Origin of the sequence: Rhodoferax sp., from assembly GCF_037143375.1 — a bacterium.
GTDB lineage: Bacteria > Pseudomonadota > Gammaproteobacteria > Burkholderiales > Burkholderiaceae_C > Rhodoferax.
This window is the reverse complement of sequence record NZ_JBAWYV010000020.1, coordinates 25,750-40,764: the sequence shown is the minus strand read 5'-3', so window position 1 is coordinate 40,764 and position 15,015 is coordinate 25,750. Positions and strand designations below refer to the sequence as shown.

Genomic DNA, 15,015 nt, shown 5'->3' with positions numbered 1-15,015 from the left:
GGCGTGTCGGTGGGCACCTGGATCAGCGCTTGCAGGAACGCGACTTGCTCGTCAAAGTGCGCGTCAATCCAGGCGTCAAGTTGGTCGTAGGTCGTCATGGGTGAAGCTTTCAAGGGGGATCAAACAGCCGGTTGAAGGTCGCGGGCCAGTTGGGCCAGCAGCTGGGAGAAGGCGTCGACCGCCAGTTGCATGTCGTCGCTGGTGGTGGACTCCAGCGGGTTGTGGCTGATGCCGGCGTTTTGTCCGCGCACAAAGAGCATGGCTTGCGGCATGATTTCATGAAGTTTCATGGCGTCGTGGCCGGCGCCGCTGGGCAGTTGGTGCAAGGGAATACCGAGGGCGGTCACGGCCGCTTCCCAGCGCGCTTGCCACGTTGGGTCGCTCGGCGCGGCGGCCGCGCGCATGGTTTCTTCAATAACGTAGTGCACTTGTCGGCGCTCGCCAATCTGGGCCAGCGCCGCCAACACGTCGTGTGCCATGGCATCTCGTTGGGCATCGGTGGGCGCCCGCATGTCCAGCGTGAACCGGCAGCGCCCGGGCACCACATTGATGGACCCGTTGGGCACGTCGAGTTGACCCACGGTGGCGACCGAGTCGCCGTCCTGGGCCGCACGTTTTTCGGCCGCCAGCAGCATTTCAGCGGCGGTAGCAGCGGCGTCCTGGCGCCGGTCCATCGGGGTGGTGCCGGCGTGGCAGGCGGTGCCGGTGATCTCCACGGCGTAGCGCACGCTGCCGTTGATGGAGGTCACCACGCCCAGGGGCAAGTTCAACTCATTGAGCACCGGGCCTTGTTCAATGTGAACTTCGACAAAGCCCAGGTAGTCGGCGGGCTTGCGCTTCAGTTGTGCGATGTCTTGCGGGTTGAGTCCGGCCTGTGCCATGGCGTCGCGCATCGTGATGCCGTCGGCGTCTTGCTGGTCCAGCCACTGGGGGTCGAAATGACCAGTGAGGGCGCTTGAACTCAGGAACGTGGCCTTGAATCGCTGGCCTTCTTCCTCGGCGAACGCGATCACTTCCAGATGGAAGGGCAGGCGTTTGCCTTGGCGGGCCAGTTCGCCGACGCATGCCATGGGCACAAAAATACCCAGGCGGCCGTCGTACTTGCCACCGTTGCGCACCGTATCAAAATGGCTGCCGGTGAGAAGTGTTTTAGATGTTTTAGGGTTGTAGCCCCCGTTTTCATTGCGCGAGCAGCTATCAGAATAATAGTGCCCCACGACATTGCCGACCGCGTCAATGTGGGCTTCATCAAACCCGTCATCGAGCATCTGCGCCCGCAAGCGGGCGGCGCAGGCCCGGTGCGCCTCGGTCAGGTAGGTGACGGTGAGTTGTTTCGGGTCTGCGTCGCCGACATCGCTGAACTGCGCCAGGTCTTCATGCCAGTCCCACACCTCGTTGCCCAGCGTGGGGGTCACCCCGAATTTGTCGTTCAAACGCATTTCAACAATGCGGTGGATGTGGCGCAAACACTCGGGCAACTCGAAGTTTGGGTGGCCTTGCAGCCGACGCTCGAAGGTGGCGATGATGTCCTGTTTGCTCAGGCCGGTGCCGCGCGGTCCGCGTACCGCCAGAATGAACGGCCAGCCGAATTTGGCGTTGTAGTCGGCGTTGAGTTGCTGAATCCGGGCGAATTCTTCTGGCGTGCAGTGGGTCAGCCCGGCGCGGCCCTGTTCCGCACTGGATTCGGTCGTGAGGGTGTGGCTGACCATCGCCTTGCCCGCGAGTTCCGGGTGGGCGCGGATCAGGGCCAGTTGCGGCTCACGTCCGGCGGCCTCCAGCGCCTTCACCATCGCATGTTTTAAATGGGCCAGGGAGCGAAAAGGGCGCTCGGTCAGGGCCGCTTCGGCAATCCACGGCGAGTGCTCGTACAAGCCATCCAGCAGGTCAAGCGCTTCAGGCAGCGGCGCGGTGTTGAGTTGTTGCAGGGTCAATGCCATGGTTTTATTTCTTGACGGTTGATGCTGGCAAGTACGGGTGCGTGGCCCGCCAGTGCCGGGCAATGTCCACCCGGCGGCAAATCCAGACCTGGGCGTGGCTTTGCACGTAATCCAGAAACCTTTGTAGTGCCCGCAAGCGCCCGGGTCGGCCCAGCAAGCGGCAGTGCATGCCCACGCTGAGCATCTTGGGGGAGTTCAGACCGGCGGGATCGCCTTCGTCGTAGAGCACGTCAAAGCTGTCTTTGAGGTAGGTGAAGAAATCATCGCCTTGGGCAAAACCCTGGGCCGACGCAAAGCGCATGTCATTGGTGTCAAGCGTGTAAGGCACGATGAGTTGCGGCACCACGCTGCCATCGGTCTTCGCAACTTCCATCCAGAACGGCAGGTCGTCGCCGTAGTAGTCGCTGTCGTATTCGAAGCCGCCGTAGTCGGCCACCAGACGTCGGGTGTTAGGGCTGTCGCGCCCGGTGTACCAGCCCAAGGCGCGCTCGCCGGAGAGCTGGCTGATGGCCTCCATGCCTAAGCGCATGTGTTCCCGCTCGGTGGCTTCGTCCAGGGTCTGGTAGTTGATCCAGCGCCAGCCGTGGCAGGCAATTTCATGCCCCAGCGCCTTGAACGCGCTGGTGAGATCAGGGTGGCGCTGCAAGGCCATGCCCACGCCAAAGACGGTCAGGGGTAAGTTGCGTTTTTCAAACTCACGCAGCAGGCGCCAGACGCCTGCGCGCGAGCCATATTCGTAAATACTTTCCATGCTCAGGTGGCGCGCCGTAAAAGCAGCCGGGTTGAACATCTCGGACAAAAATTGCTCGGAAGTGGCGTCGCCGTGCAGCGTGCTGTTTTCGCCGCCTTCTTCGTAATTCAAGACAAACTGCACCGCGATGCGCGCCTGGCCTGGCCACGCGGCGTGGGGCGGGTGGGGTCCGTAGCCGATGAGGTCGCGCGGGTAAGGTGCGGTACGGTCGTCGTGGTTCATAAATTCAGGCCAGGACCTTCGGTGTCATGAGTTTTGCAGGGTTTTCGCCCTTGGGGTCTGACATCTTAGTACCACTGAAGCTGTATAAACTTGTCAAATCGCACATTAAAGGACAACAAAATGGGTTTGAGTACGCATGTTTTGGACACCATGCACGGCATACCCGCTGCGGGCATGCAGGTGGCGCTGTACACGACCGAGGGTGAGACGGTGAGTTTGGTCAAACAATTTATTCTCAACCCCGACGGTCGAAACCCCGACGGATTGCTAATTGTCAATGACAAGCTGAAAACGGGGACTTATCGTCTGACATTTTGGGTGGCGGACTACTTCAAGGAGAAGGGTGTTTTGTTGCCTGAACCTAATTTTCTGGGCAAAGTAAGTCTTGATTTCGGCATTGCCGACATTGATCAGCACTACCATGTGCCCTTGCTGGTGAGCCCGTGGAGCTATTCCACCTACCGGGGGTCTTGAGGGCGTCGTGATGCATGAACTCAGTCTGGCTGGCGGCATTCTGCAGATGCTGGAGCAAACCCGGGCGCGCGACCCGTTTAAGCGTGTCATGCAACTGCGTCTGGAAGCCGGTGCTTTGAGCGGGGTGGATAGTTCAGCCCTGCGCTTCGCCCTGGAATCCATTGCGCCCGGTACCTGTCTGGAAAATGCCATCATTGAAATTGAAGAGCCCGCCGCCTTGGCGTGGTGCCCCCATTGCAGCCAAAGCGTGCAGATCCAATCCCGCATAGACCCTTGCCCGCTCTGCGCTGGGTTTCAATTGCAGGTCACGAGTGGGTCAGAATTGCGAATCATGGACTTACAGGTCGTTTGACGATTCAGTTAATCAGTAAAGGAAGATGTTATGTGTGTCGTATGCGGTTGCAGCACGCCCGGAGCCACGCCGTCAGATCAAGCCTTGGTGGTTCATCCCGCCACGGGCGATCTGCATTTTGGTGTTGGCTCTGCCAGGGTGTCGGTTCCTGGCATGAGCCAGGCGCGCGCCATCAAGCTGGAGACCGATGTGCTGGGTGCCAACAATGCGGTAGCCGCACAAAACAGGGCTCACTTTGCGGCGCATGGCGTGGCCGCCTACAACCTGGTGTCAAGCCCCGGGTCGGGCAAAACCACGCTGCTTTGCGCCACCATTGAAGCGTTGCGAAAACAGCAACCCGACGTGGCGGTGGCCGTGATTGAGGGCGATCAGCAAACCAGTTTTGACGCTGACCGCATTCGCGCCACCGGCGCACCCGCCATCCAGATCAACACTGGCAAGGGATGTCATCTGGACGCGCCGATGGTGGCGCAAGGGTTTGCACGGCTGGATCTTCATGCAGCGCAACACCACCACGAGCATGAGCACCACCCTGCGCACTCGCTGGGTCTCCCACACCACCACGGTCACAGTCACAGTCACGCGCCTGCGGCTCCAACGTTGCTATTCATCGAAAACGTGGGCAATCTGGTGTGCCCAGCGATGTGGGATCTGGGCGAGAACGCCAAGGTCGTCATCCTCTCGGTCACTGAAGGTGAAGACAAGCCGCTCAAGTACCCCGACATGTTTGCGGCCGCTCAGCTGATGATTCTCAACAAGATCGACCTGCTGCCGCATGTGTCATTCGATGTGGCTCGGTGCAAGGACTATGCGCGCCGGGTCAACCCCCACATCACCATTTTGGAACTCTCCGCCACCAGCGGCGAAGGGATGCAAGCCTGGCTCGATTGGTTGCTGACGGGGTCAACGCCCCCCCAAGCCTAGACCATGGCACGCATCCTGGCCTGCGGCGCATTTCTGAAAAACACGGCCTGCTTGCTGGATACCGATTCCCCGGGCGCCCCGCTCTGGTCTGCGGAACACGGCGACCTGTCGGACCCCCGGGCCTGCGTTGCTTTGGAAGACGCTGCGCGGGCGCTGGTGGCGCAGGTCGGCGGGCAAATCGACGCTGTGGCCCACGACTTGCACCCCGACTTTTTCAGCACCCATCTGGCGCAACGCTTGGCACAAGAGTTTCGGGTTGAGGCGATGGCCGTGCAACACCATCACGCCCACATTGCTGCGGTCATGGCCGAGCGTGGGCTGACCGAGCCGGTACTCGGCATCGCACTGGATGGCGTGGGGCTGGGCAGCGATGGTGCAGTCTGGGGCGGCGAGTTACTGCATGTCACGCATACTGGTTTTGAGCGTGTTGGTCATTTGCTCCCTCTGGCCTTGGCCGGTGGCGATGTCGCCGCACGCGAGCCCTGGCGCATGGCGGCGGCGGCCCTGCACGCCTGCGGTTTGACCGCGCAGATCGTGCCCCGTTTCGGCCCCGTGGTTGGCGCGCAGGCGGCGCGGACCATTCAGACCATGTTGCAGCGCGCTATTAACTGCCCCACCAGTTCGGCGGCAGGACGATGGTTTGATGCGGCCGCAGGCTTGCTGGGTCTCTCGGTCCGTCAGACATTTGAGGCACAGGCAGCGATCGCTTTGGAGCAAGCCGCCAGTCGTTGGCTGCAGGCTAACCCGATGGAAGTCCGGCCTGCAGACTGGTGTGTGACGCCGGAAGGTCAAATTGATTTACGCCCGTTGTTGATTTCCACGCTGGCTACTGTCAATTTGAGTGATCCTGATGCCGTGGACGAAGCTGCTGCTCGGTTCCACTTGACCCTGGCAGATGCGCTGTCCAACCAGTCCATCCGGTTGGCTCAGGAACTGGTTTTGCACGATGTGGTGCTGGGTGGTGGTTGCTTCTTTAACCGCATCCTGACTCAGCGACTAACGACCCAGTTGAAATCTGCGGGACTGAAGGTCTGGGGCGCCAGATCAATCTCATGCGGCGATGCCGGTCTGGCCCTCGGGCAAGCCTGGGTTGCCGCGCAACCATTCAAAAATTGTGCGGGTGAACAACCCGCGACCAAGGAAATCTTATGTGTCTAGCGATTCCCGCCCGTGTGGTGGAACTGCTTCCTGGACTACGTGCCGTGGTCGACCTGGCAGGTGTCCGCAAGGAAGTCGGCATTGATCTGGTGCCAGAGGCGCAACTGGATGACTATGTGATCGTTCACGTGGGCTATGCCATTGGCAAGATTGACCCCGAAGAGGCACAGATCACACTGGCGCTGTTTGCCGAATTGGCGCAGTCGCAGGCCGGTGCTGCCCCATGAAATACATCGACGAGTTTCGCGATGGTGACCGTGCTCGCCATATTGCCGCCAACATAGCCGCTGAAGTCAGGCCGGGAACCTCCTACAACTTCATGGAGTTTTGCGGGGGCCACACGCATGCCATTTCGCGTTACGGCCTGACCGATATGCTGCCGGCCAACGTGCAGATGATCCATGGACCCGGTTGCCCGGTGTGCGTGCTGCCGATTGGCCGCATTGACATGGCTATTCAACTGGCCATGACGCGCGGCGTGATCCTGTGCACTTATGGCGACACCATGCGGGTACCGGCTTCAGAGGGTTTGTCTTTGATCAAGGCCAAAGCCCGGGGGGGCGATATTCGCATGGTCTATTCGGCTGCCGATGCGCTCCATCTCGCAGAGCAAAACCCGACGCGTGAAGTGGTATTTTTCGCCATCGGCTTTGAGACCACCACACCGCCGACGGCATTGGTTCTGCGTGACGCACAGGCGCGCGCTGTCAAAAATTTCAGCGTGTTGTGCTGCCATGTGTTGACGCCTGCGGCCATTACCCACATTCTGGAGGCGGCCGAGGCGCGCCAGTACGGCACCATTCCTATCGACGGCTTCATTGGCCCGGCCCATGTCAGCATCATCATTGGCACGCAGCCCTATGAGCACTTCGCCGAGACCTACAGCAAGCCGGTGGTCATTACCGGTTTCGAGCCGCTGGATGTGATGCAGGGAATTTTGATGTTGGTGCGCCAGGTTAATGCGGGCCGTGCGGTGGTGGAAAACGAGTTTTCGCGGGTGGTGACACGCGAAGGTAATCTCACTGCCCAGGCTCTGATGTCGCAGGTCTTTGAGTTGCGCGACAGCTTTGAGTGGCGTGGCTTGGGCGAGGTGCCTTGCAGTGCCTTGAAGATTCGCTCGGCCTATGCCGATTGGGATGCCGAGCGCAAGTTTGACCTGCACTACAGTTCGGTACCTGATCACAAGCAGTGTGAATGCGGCGCTATTTTGCGCGGCGTCAAGCGCCCGGCCGATTGCAAACTGTTTGGCACGGTTTGCACGCCGGAGAGCCCGATGGGGTCGTGCATGGTCTCCAACGAAGGGGCTTGCGCCGCCCACTATTCCTATGGCCGTTTTCGCGACATCGCGGTGGTATCTGCATGACAACTGTGAAAAAAAACTACCTTCGGCCGCTGGACTTCAAGCACGGGCACATCGACATGACGCATGGTGCGGGTGGCCGTGCCGCTGCCCAACTGATCGACGAGTTGTTTGCCCGCGCGTTTGACAACGAGTACCTGCGCCAGGGGCACGATGGCGCTTTGCTGCCTTTCCCTTTAGGAGGGCGCTTGGTGATGGCGACCGATGGCCATGTGATTTCGCCCTTGTTTTTTCCGGGCGGCGATATTGGCTGCCTCTCGGTGCATGGCACCGTGAACGATGTCGCCATGTCGGGCGCCCAGCCGCTTTATCTGGCAGCGAGTTTCATCCTTGAAGAAGGCTTCCCTCTTTTAGATTTAAAACGCATCGTTGAATCAATGGCCGCGGCGGCGGCGGCGGCGGGCGTCCCTATCGTTACCGGCGACACCAAGGTGGTGGAGCGCGGCAAGGGCGACGGTGTTTTCATCAGCACCACGGGCGTGGGTGTGGTCGCGCAGGGGCTGTGCATTGATGGACGCCAGGCCCGGGTGGGGGATGTTATTTTGGTCTCAGGCACGGTGGGGGAGCACGGCGTGGCCGTGATGTCCCTGCGGGAGTCGCTTGAATTCGAGACAGCGATTGAATCTGATACGGCGGCCCTGCACACGCTGGTGCAAGCCATGTTGGCTGCCTTGCCAGACCCGACGGCGCTACACGTTTTGCGCGATCCCACGCGGGGTGGCCTGGCTACCACGCTCAATGAGATTGCAGGACAGTCGCAGGTCGGCATGATGATTGATGAAGCCGCCATTCCGGTGCTGCCCCAAGTTCAAGCCGCGTGTGAGTTGTTGGGGCTGGACCCCTTGTATGTCGCTAACGAAGGAAAACTGATTGCGCTGTGTGCGCCAGAGGTGGCCGAGACCTTGCTGGCGGCGATGCGCGCTCACCCACTCGGTCACGCGGCCCAACGCATAGGGGTGGTCACCCAGGATGCCCATTGTTTTGTGCAAATGAACACCCGCTTTGGTGGCCGCCGCGTGGTGGATTGGCTGTCAGGCGAGCAATTGCCGCGCATCTGCTGATAGTCGCTTTTCGCTGATCGCCCGAACTACGATTTGCATCATTGCAGTCGTTCAATGATCTTCATGCTCCAGGCCATCGGCGAATTCCAGCCATTGACCCATAAATAACCAAGCAAAAAATCGCGATGGTGCGTCAGTTTCCTTGAGCGTGGTCAAGGATTTCTTGCATACGAAGCCTATATTGGTTTCGTTAAGCGGAATCTACCGTAAACCAATTTTGAAACCATGACCCGGCTTTAAACCCTGGAAGGACGGTTTTCCGTCCGTATGTTTGCGCTTGAACCGGTCAATCGCGCAGTGGTGCAAATGCTGCCTCCGCTGGTCGAAAGGTACGAAGATTTCAACTTGGCAGTAAATCCCTTGGGTGCATTTAAACGGATACACATGAAGGAGAATGACCATGAAATTTGTCATTATTGGCGCTGGTTCTGCGGGTGTGAGGGCTGCTGAAACTCTGCGTGAAACAAATGCTGATGCAAACATCACACTTGTCAGTGGCGAGCCGGGTGAGCCCTACTCACGTATGGTCATACCCTACATCCTGAACGGTACTATCGACGACGATGGTGCCCGTCAACGCCGCTCGCACCACCACTTTGAAGAGCTTGGTATTCGCTATCTCAATTGCAAGGCGCTTCAAGTTCACACCCGGCCTGACGGTGGGCAGGTCGATTTGGAGGACGGTACCCAACTTGTGTACGACAGGCTACTTGTTGCAACAGGTTCCTCGCCCTCGCTGCCCACCCTGCCTGGCACCGATTTGCCGGGTGTCGTGACCTGCTGGACTCTGGACGACGCTCATAAGATTGCGCCCAAGCTGGTGCCCGGGGCGCGCGTTGTGATGTTGGGCGCGGGCTTTGTTGCTGGGGTATGCATGAAGGCATTGGTGAGCAGAGGCGTCCAGCTTTCTGTTGTGGCAGGTCGCTCCGGGCAAATTCTGCGTTCCATGATGACACCGGTCGGCAGTAGCATGCTGCAGCGCTGGTTGGAGGGCCGTGGGGTGAAAGTCATCACCACCGGCCGTGTTCTTCGTATCGAACCCGGTCCAAAGTTGGTCATGGACAATGGCTCGATCGATGCTGATCTCATCATCCTGGCAACCGGGGTGCATCCGAACGTGTCATTCCTCGAGAATACCGGTGTTGAGATCCGTAACGGTGTCGTCATTGATGCGCACATGCGGACCACGGTTCCATGCATCTACGCGGCTGGCGATGTCGCGCAAGGGCGTGATTTCTCCACCGGCGAGTGGGCGGTGCACGCCTTGCAGCCTACTGCCACCGAGCACGGACGTATCGCGGCGCTGAATATGGCCGGAAAGGACGTGGCCTACATTGGCAGCCTCAGCATGAATGTGTTGGACTCCGTTGGCCTTATTTCGCACACCTTCGGTCGGTGGCAGGGCATCGCCGGGGGAGAGAGTACCGAAGTGGTGGATGAAGCCAACTTTATTTACACCCGCCTTTGCTTTGATTCAGATCTATTGATTGGCGCCATCACGATTGGTCACCCGCAGCATGTGGGCGCGATTCGTGGCCTGATTCAGTCGCGCCGCCACCTTGGCGGCTGGAAAGACCAATTGATGAAGAATCCACATTTGGTTATGGACGCACAGGTTGATCTGAACCGCGGCTAATGAAAGTTACGCAGGCACGGTTCCCTTGAAATTAAAGCTGTCCTTCGGTTAGCGTATCCAGCTGGAAGAGGCCGCTTTTGTGCCACAGCCAAGTGTCGGTATAGGTGACGCGGCCCATGCGCACCGGTGCCGGGTAGGGCGCTGCCATGCGCACCGTGCGCTCAATTTCGTCCACCACTTCCGGGGCATGGCTGGGTGAGCGCATCCAGTGGGTGCTGGTGACTCGGCCCTGACCATCCACTTCGACCTCCAGCACGCCAATGGCGTAGAGCAGCGGCGGCATTTTTCCTTTGTAGATTCGATTCGCGTTTTGTCCGTAAAGATGGGTGGCTGCATCGTGGCGGTAAGCCTTCGGCGTGGTGGCCCGAGACGCATTGCTGGCCAGCGGGGCAGGCTCAGCGGGTTTGATCACAACCGGCGGTGCAGTGGGCATAGGTGCCGGCGTCGGTTTCGGGGCTTGCGGCGGCGAGGAACAAGCGGCCATGATGGCGGCGATACCCGCAGCGAGGGCGGCCAGTAGCGTGCGACTGTGGAGGGCTTGTGGTTTCATGGGGTGTCTCGCAGTCTGGCAAATAAGGGCTGGGTCGTCAGCGCATGGGTTAAAACTCAAGTGCATACTGTGCCCGAAATTCGATGCGCTGTGGGCAAGATTAGACATGAAAAGGTAATGGTTTGTGACTTCACTCGTTAACTTCCTGACGCGGCTCAAGCATGAACCCGCCATATTGGTCATGGTGCATGCATCACGCGGCTCAGTGCCCCGCGAAAAAGGTGCGTGGATGGCGGTTTTTGCCGAAGGATTTGAGGGCACGGTGGGCGGTGGTCACCTTGAATTTCAAGCGCTGGGCGAGGCCCGAAAACGCCTGTTGGGTGGCGGTGGGGAGCCGGTATTGGCTTATGCCCTTGGCCCCACTTTGGGGCAGTGCTGCGGCGGCGAGGTGCAATTGCAGTTTGAGGCGGTGGGTGCGGACGACCGCGCCGCACTGCAACGGCGATTGCAGCCGGAACTGACTCCGGTGGCCTTGTTTGGCGGCGGCCATGTTGGTCATGCTTTGGTGCGTGTACTGGGTCATTTGCCCGTGAAAGTGACCTGGATTGACAGCCGCGATGAAATTTTCCCCGAACAGGTGTCCACTCGTGTGACGTGCGAACACTCCGATCCGGTGCAGGCCGCCGTGACGGATTTGGAACCGGACTCTCGCGTGCTCATCATGAGCTTCAGCCACGCTGAAGACCTAGAAGTGGTGGCCGCTTGCCTGACCCGTCAACGCTCGAGGGCCGATTTGCCGTTTATCGGCTTGATTGGCAGCAAAACAAAGTGGGCCACGTTCAGGCACCGGCTTGAAGCACGGGGGTTTTCACCCACTGAGCTGGCGCAGGTCACTTGCCCCATCGGGGTGCCGGGTATTTTTGGCAAAGAACCTGAGGTGATTGCAGTGGCCGTGGCGGCACAAATATTGCAATCATTGCCAACTTGCGGCTAAAGTAGCCCGCACCAATAAGGACACGATGCATGGAAAGCTATTACCTCGACTGGGCCAACCTGCTGCTGCGCTGGGTGCATGTCATCACCGCCATCGCCTGGATCGGGTCGTCGTTCTATTTTGTTTTTCTGGACAGCAGCCTGACGCCGCCGGTCGATGATGACCTCAAAAAGCAGGGTGTCAGCGGCGAGTTGTGGGCGGTACACGGCGGCGGTTTTTACCACCCGGTCAAGTTCAATGTGGCGCCGCCCAAGTTGCCCGCGCACCTGCACTGGTTCTTTTGGGAGAGTTACAGCACCTGGTTGTCGGGTTTCTCGCTGTTCACGGTGTCTTACCTGTGGAGCGCCAGCACCTACCTGATCGATAAATCTTTGATGGACTGGGCGCCCACGATGGCAATTGCCGTTGCCTTGTCCTTTTTGGTGGTGTTCTGGCTGCTGTACGACGGCATTTGCCGCGTGTTTGGGCAGCGCAAAAATGGCGACGCCATCGTCGGTGCGCTGGTCTTTGGCCTGGTGTGCCTTGCTTCCTGGCTGGCCTGCCACTGGTTTGCGGGGCGGGCGGCTTTCTTGTTGGTGGGGGCCATGCTGGCCACCACCATGAGCGCCAGCGTCTTTTTCTGGATCATTCCGGGGCAGCGCAAAGTGGTGGCCGCTATCAAGGCGGGCGCGCCGGTGGACCCGATGCACGGCAAGCGCGGCAAGCAGCGCAGTGTGCACAACACCTATTTCACCTTGCCGGTGCTGTTTGCCATGCTCAGTGGCCATTACAGCTTTACCTATACGCACCCACAAAACTGGCTTGTGCTGATCTTGATGATGTTCGCCGGGGCCGCCATCCGGCAGTTTTTTGTGCTGCGTCATGGCTACAAACTGGGGCGCAATGCCCATCCGCTGCCGTATGCGCTGGTAGGGGTGGCCGCGATTGTGGCGGTGATCGTCTGGCTGCGACCTGTGCCGGTCGTGAATGCTGGTGGTGCTATCGATTCAGTAGCTGCTAGCGCAGGTGACACGGGGGCTAGAGGTCAAAATGGCTATAAAGTATTGCAAAGCATGCTGTCTCAGCGCTGCTACTTGTGCCACGGCCCGCAGGTGCAAATGAAGAACGTGCGCCTTGATTCGCCGGAAAACGTCAAGCTGCATGCGCAAAACATCTACCAGCAAGTGGTGGTGACGCGCATCATGCCCATGAACAACGCCACCGGCATCAGCGAGGTGGAACGTCAGTTCATCAAACAGTGGTTTGAGGCTGGCGCCAAGGTGGACTAAGCGCCAGCCCAATCAATCGAAAATTTCAACCGGACCAGGGTATTGCCAAACCGGTGGTCGGGCATAATTCCTGCATAGCTCAGGTGTCATATTTCAATGGCACCATGGGCACGGCCTGATCAGATGCTGCTTCCTGAGGTCTGATTTTTCCGCTTCAAACTTCCCTTTACTTCCCCACACAAAATGCTTCAACTCTCATCCGCCGGCCAGCAGGCCATCCAAGACGTGGCCCAGCGCCATGGGTTCAGTTTTGACGCTGTGCTGTCCATGCTGGGCTCTGTCATCAACGGCAATGGCAGCATGGCCCAGTTCAGCCACCCCGAATTCGGTGGCTCAGGCCAGTGGATGCAAGGCGGCATGACCATGATCGGCGACATGTTCAACAACTACCTCAAAGGCCGCGTGGACAACCTGTGCGCCGAACTGGCGCGCCTCATCAGCAACCAGTCCGGTCTGGTTCGTACCGGCAGTTTTCAGAGCCAGAGCCAAAACGGCAGCACCCAGGTCAACGCCTGGGGCGGCAGCAACAGCTCGTCAGGCGACACCAACAATGGCAACAATATGTTTATGCCACCGCCGCCAGACTGGTGGGGCCCTGATTTGCGTTTCCCCAATAGTTCGGGTGGCCAAAACGGCATGCGTTACGCCTGGTTCTCGCAAGCTCGCCGTCTCGCCGTCGAGACCAACGGACAAGTCATCGTGTATGACACCCTGGACCACCAGATTGGCGGCGTGTCCCAGCAAAGCGGCAGCGCCGTCAGTTTCACCAGCCAGTACGGCTACGTGGATTTGAACCAGTTGCCGGTGGTGACGATCAATGGCGTGGCCCCTGCACCTCGGATGGCGCCCGCCCCGGTGGCACCGAGCTACGCCAACAACCAACCGGCCTACAACCCGCCCATGAACAATGCGGCTGCCAACCCCGGCGACGACGGCGATATCTTCACCAGCATTGAAAAACTCGCGACCCTGCAGTCGCGTGGCATTTTGACGGAGCAGGAATTCCTGGCTAAAAAAGCAGAACTTCTAAGCCGTCTTTAACCCCAGAGGTAGCGTCATGATCACAATCCAGATTGAAGGTGCCATTGGTACCATCACCCTCAACAACGATGCCAAGCGCAACGTGCTCTCGGAGCGTCTGGTCGACCAGGTGATCGAAGCGCTTTCCGTTTTCACACGCCACGCGGTACGCTGTGTTGTGTTGCGTGCAGCATCGGGTGCCAAGGTCTGGTCAGCCGGTCATGATGTGTCTGAACTGCCGGTAGGCGGGCAGGATCCCTTGGGCTGGCGCGATCCGCTGCGGCAACTGATTCGGGAGATTGAAAATTTTTCAGGCCCGATCATCGCCATGATTGAGGGCAGTGTCTGGGGCGGCGCTTGCGAGACCGTGCTGGCCTGCGACATCATCATCGCCACGCCTGATGCTACCTTTGCGGCCACGCCGGCCAAGCTCAACGTGCCCTACAACGTGACAGGGTTGTTGACTTTTTTGAATGCAGCGCACATCCACATTGCCAAAGAAATGCTGTTCACCGCGCAACCCATGCCGGCCGACCGGTTGGAGCGCATGGGCATCATCAACCATGTGATCCCGGTCGATAACCTGGAAGACTACACCTATGCCATGGCCCGCAACATTGCCGAGAATGCGCCCTTGTCGATCTCGGTGATGAAGGAGCAACTGCGCATTCTGGCCGGCGCCCATGCCATGTCGCCACAAAGTTTCGAGCGTATTCAGGGGCTGCGCAGGGTGGTCTACAACAGCCATGACTACGAAGAAGGCAAGCTGGCTTTCAAGGAAAAACGCAAGCCAGTTTTTCAGGGAAAGTGAGCACGGTTTCGACCCTCGTTTACAAGTCTTTACCAATGGTTTGTCAGCCCGCCTGAGTTGGGTGCGCGTTGCATTCACATGGAGATTTTCTCCATGACGCCATCCACCAAGGAATTAAATATGAAGATTCAGACTCTGATGACCGCACTGGTTCTTGCTGCCAGCGGCGCTGCTTTTGCCCAAACAACACCCGCACCGGCACCAGCTGTTCCAGCCGTTCAAACCACCAGGAACGCGACTGCAACGCCCGGCCTTGATCAGCGCCAGGCCAACCAGGAAAAGCGCATCGAGCAAGGCGTTGCCTCAGGCCAGTTGAATAAAAAAGAGACGATGCGTCTGGAAAAACGCGAGGCAAAGCTGCAAGCTGACAAGCTGCTGGCCAAGGCCGATGGCAAAGTCACACCGCAAGAGCGCAAGAAATTGCAGCGCGAAGCCAACCGTGACAGCAAGGCGATTTACAAGCAAAAACATGACAAGCAGGTTGCGGCACCCGCCAAGTAAACCTGATAAACCAAAAAAGGCCACCACCGCGTAAAGCGCGTGGTGGCCTTTTTTTT

Annotated in this window: 16 protein-coding genes; 13 read left to right on the top strand and 3 right to left on the bottom strand. The window is 59.0% G+C overall.

Features of this window, described 5'->3' with window-relative positions:
- Window positions 1-119: 119 nt before the first annotated feature.
- The gene (uraD, locus tag WCG50_RS05385; protein ID WP_336898548.1) at window positions 120-1,937 is read right to left on the bottom strand and encodes a 2-oxo-4-hydroxy-4-carboxy-5-ureidoimidazoline decarboxylase; all 1,818 of its coding nucleotides are present in this window, start codon (window positions 1,935-1,937) and stop codon (window positions 120-122) included.
- 4 nt (window positions 1,938-1,941) lie between these two features.
- Window positions 1,942-2,910, bottom strand: a complete 969-nt coding sequence (puuE, locus tag WCG50_RS05380; RefSeq protein ID WP_336898547.1) for an allantoinase PuuE — start codon at window positions 2,908-2,910, stop codon at window positions 1,942-1,944.
- Window positions 2,911-3,030: 120 nt separating this feature from the next.
- Between puuE and uraH the strand changes: the two genes are divergently transcribed.
- The 8 genes from uraH (at window position 3,031) to WCG50_RS05340 (ending at window position 9,875) form a co-directional block, all read left to right on the top strand.
- A complete protein-coding gene (uraH, locus tag WCG50_RS05375) occupies window positions 3,031-3,384 on the top strand; it encodes a hydroxyisourate hydrolase (RefSeq protein ID WP_336898546.1) in 354 nt (117 codons plus the stop codon).
- A 10-nt stretch (window positions 3,385-3,394) separates the two neighbouring features.
- Window positions 3,395-3,736 (top strand): hydrogenase maturation nickel metallochaperone HypA, encoded by a 342-nt coding sequence (gene hypA / locus WCG50_RS05370; RefSeq protein ID WP_336898545.1) that lies wholly within the window; start codon window positions 3,395-3,397, stop codon window positions 3,734-3,736.
- 30 nt (window positions 3,737-3,766) lie between these two features.
- Window positions 3,767-4,660, top strand: coding sequence for a hydrogenase nickel incorporation protein HypB (hypB, locus tag WCG50_RS05365; RefSeq protein ID WP_336898544.1), 894 nt, complete (start codon window positions 3,767-3,769; stop codon window positions 4,658-4,660).
- A gap of 3 nt (window positions 4,661-4,663) precedes the next feature.
- Window positions 4,664-5,818 (top strand): carbamoyltransferase HypF, encoded by a 1,155-nt coding sequence (locus WCG50_RS05360; RefSeq protein WP_336898543.1) that lies wholly within the window; start codon window positions 4,664-4,666, stop codon window positions 5,816-5,818.
- Window positions 5,809-6,045: a HypC/HybG/HupF family hydrogenase formation chaperone gene (locus tag WCG50_RS05355; RefSeq protein ID WP_336898542.1), complete on the top strand. Its 237-nt coding sequence runs from the start codon at window positions 5,809-5,811 to the stop codon at window positions 6,043-6,045. Before WCG50_RS05360 ends, WCG50_RS05355 begins: the two co-directional genes overlap by 10 nt.
- Window positions 6,042-7,181 (top strand): hydrogenase formation protein HypD, encoded by a 1,140-nt coding sequence (gene hypD, locus WCG50_RS05350; RefSeq protein WP_336898541.1) that lies wholly within the window; start codon window positions 6,042-6,044, stop codon window positions 7,179-7,181. Before WCG50_RS05355 ends, hypD begins: the two co-directional genes overlap by 4 nt.
- Window positions 7,178-8,239, top strand: a complete 1,062-nt coding sequence (gene hypE / locus WCG50_RS05345; protein WP_336898540.1) for a hydrogenase expression/formation protein HypE — start codon at window positions 7,178-7,180, stop codon at window positions 8,237-8,239. The genes hypD and hypE overlap by 4 nt, the downstream gene beginning before the upstream one ends.
- 400 nt (window positions 8,240-8,639) lie before the next feature.
- Entirely contained in the window at window positions 8,640-9,875 is a 1,236-nt protein-coding gene (locus WCG50_RS05340; protein WP_336898539.1) for an FAD-dependent oxidoreductase, read from the top strand.
- 31 nt (window positions 9,876-9,906) lie between these two features.
- Here the strand turns inward: WCG50_RS05340 and WCG50_RS05335 are convergent, their stop codons facing one another.
- Window positions 9,907-10,425 carry a hypothetical protein gene (locus tag WCG50_RS05335; RefSeq protein WP_336898538.1) on the bottom strand — a complete coding sequence of 173 codons (519 nt, stop codon included), beginning with the start codon at window positions 10,423-10,425 and terminating at the stop codon, window positions 9,907-9,909.
- Window positions 10,426-10,549: 124 nt separating this feature from the next.
- On the opposite strand from WCG50_RS05335, the gene xdhC reads away from it, so the two are divergent.
- From xdhC to WCG50_RS05310, 5 genes are all read left to right on the top strand, one after another.
- Window positions 10,550-11,359, top strand: coding sequence for a xanthine dehydrogenase accessory protein XdhC (xdhC, locus tag WCG50_RS05330; protein ID WP_336898537.1), 810 nt, complete (start codon window positions 10,550-10,552; stop codon window positions 11,357-11,359).
- 29 nt (window positions 11,360-11,388) lie between these two features.
- The gene (locus WCG50_RS05325) at window positions 11,389-12,627 is read left to right on the top strand and encodes a urate hydroxylase PuuD (protein ID WP_336898536.1); all 1,239 of its coding nucleotides are present in this window, start codon (window positions 11,389-11,391) and stop codon (window positions 12,625-12,627) included.
- A gap of 183 nt (window positions 12,628-12,810) precedes the next feature.
- On the top strand, window positions 12,811-13,668 hold the full coding sequence (locus WCG50_RS05320) for an SHOCT domain-containing protein (protein ID WP_336898535.1): 858 nt from the start codon (window positions 12,811-12,813) through the stop codon (window positions 13,666-13,668).
- A 16-nt stretch (window positions 13,669-13,684) separates the two neighbouring features.
- The gene (scpB, locus tag WCG50_RS05315) at window positions 13,685-14,458 is read left to right on the top strand and encodes a methylmalonyl-CoA decarboxylase (RefSeq protein ID WP_336898534.1); all 774 of its coding nucleotides are present in this window, start codon (window positions 13,685-13,687) and stop codon (window positions 14,456-14,458) included.
- 93 nt (window positions 14,459-14,551) lie between these two features.
- Entirely contained in the window at window positions 14,552-14,959 is a 408-nt protein-coding gene (locus WCG50_RS05310) for a hypothetical protein (protein ID WP_336898533.1), read from the top strand.
- Window positions 14,960-15,015: the final 56 nt, after the last annotated feature.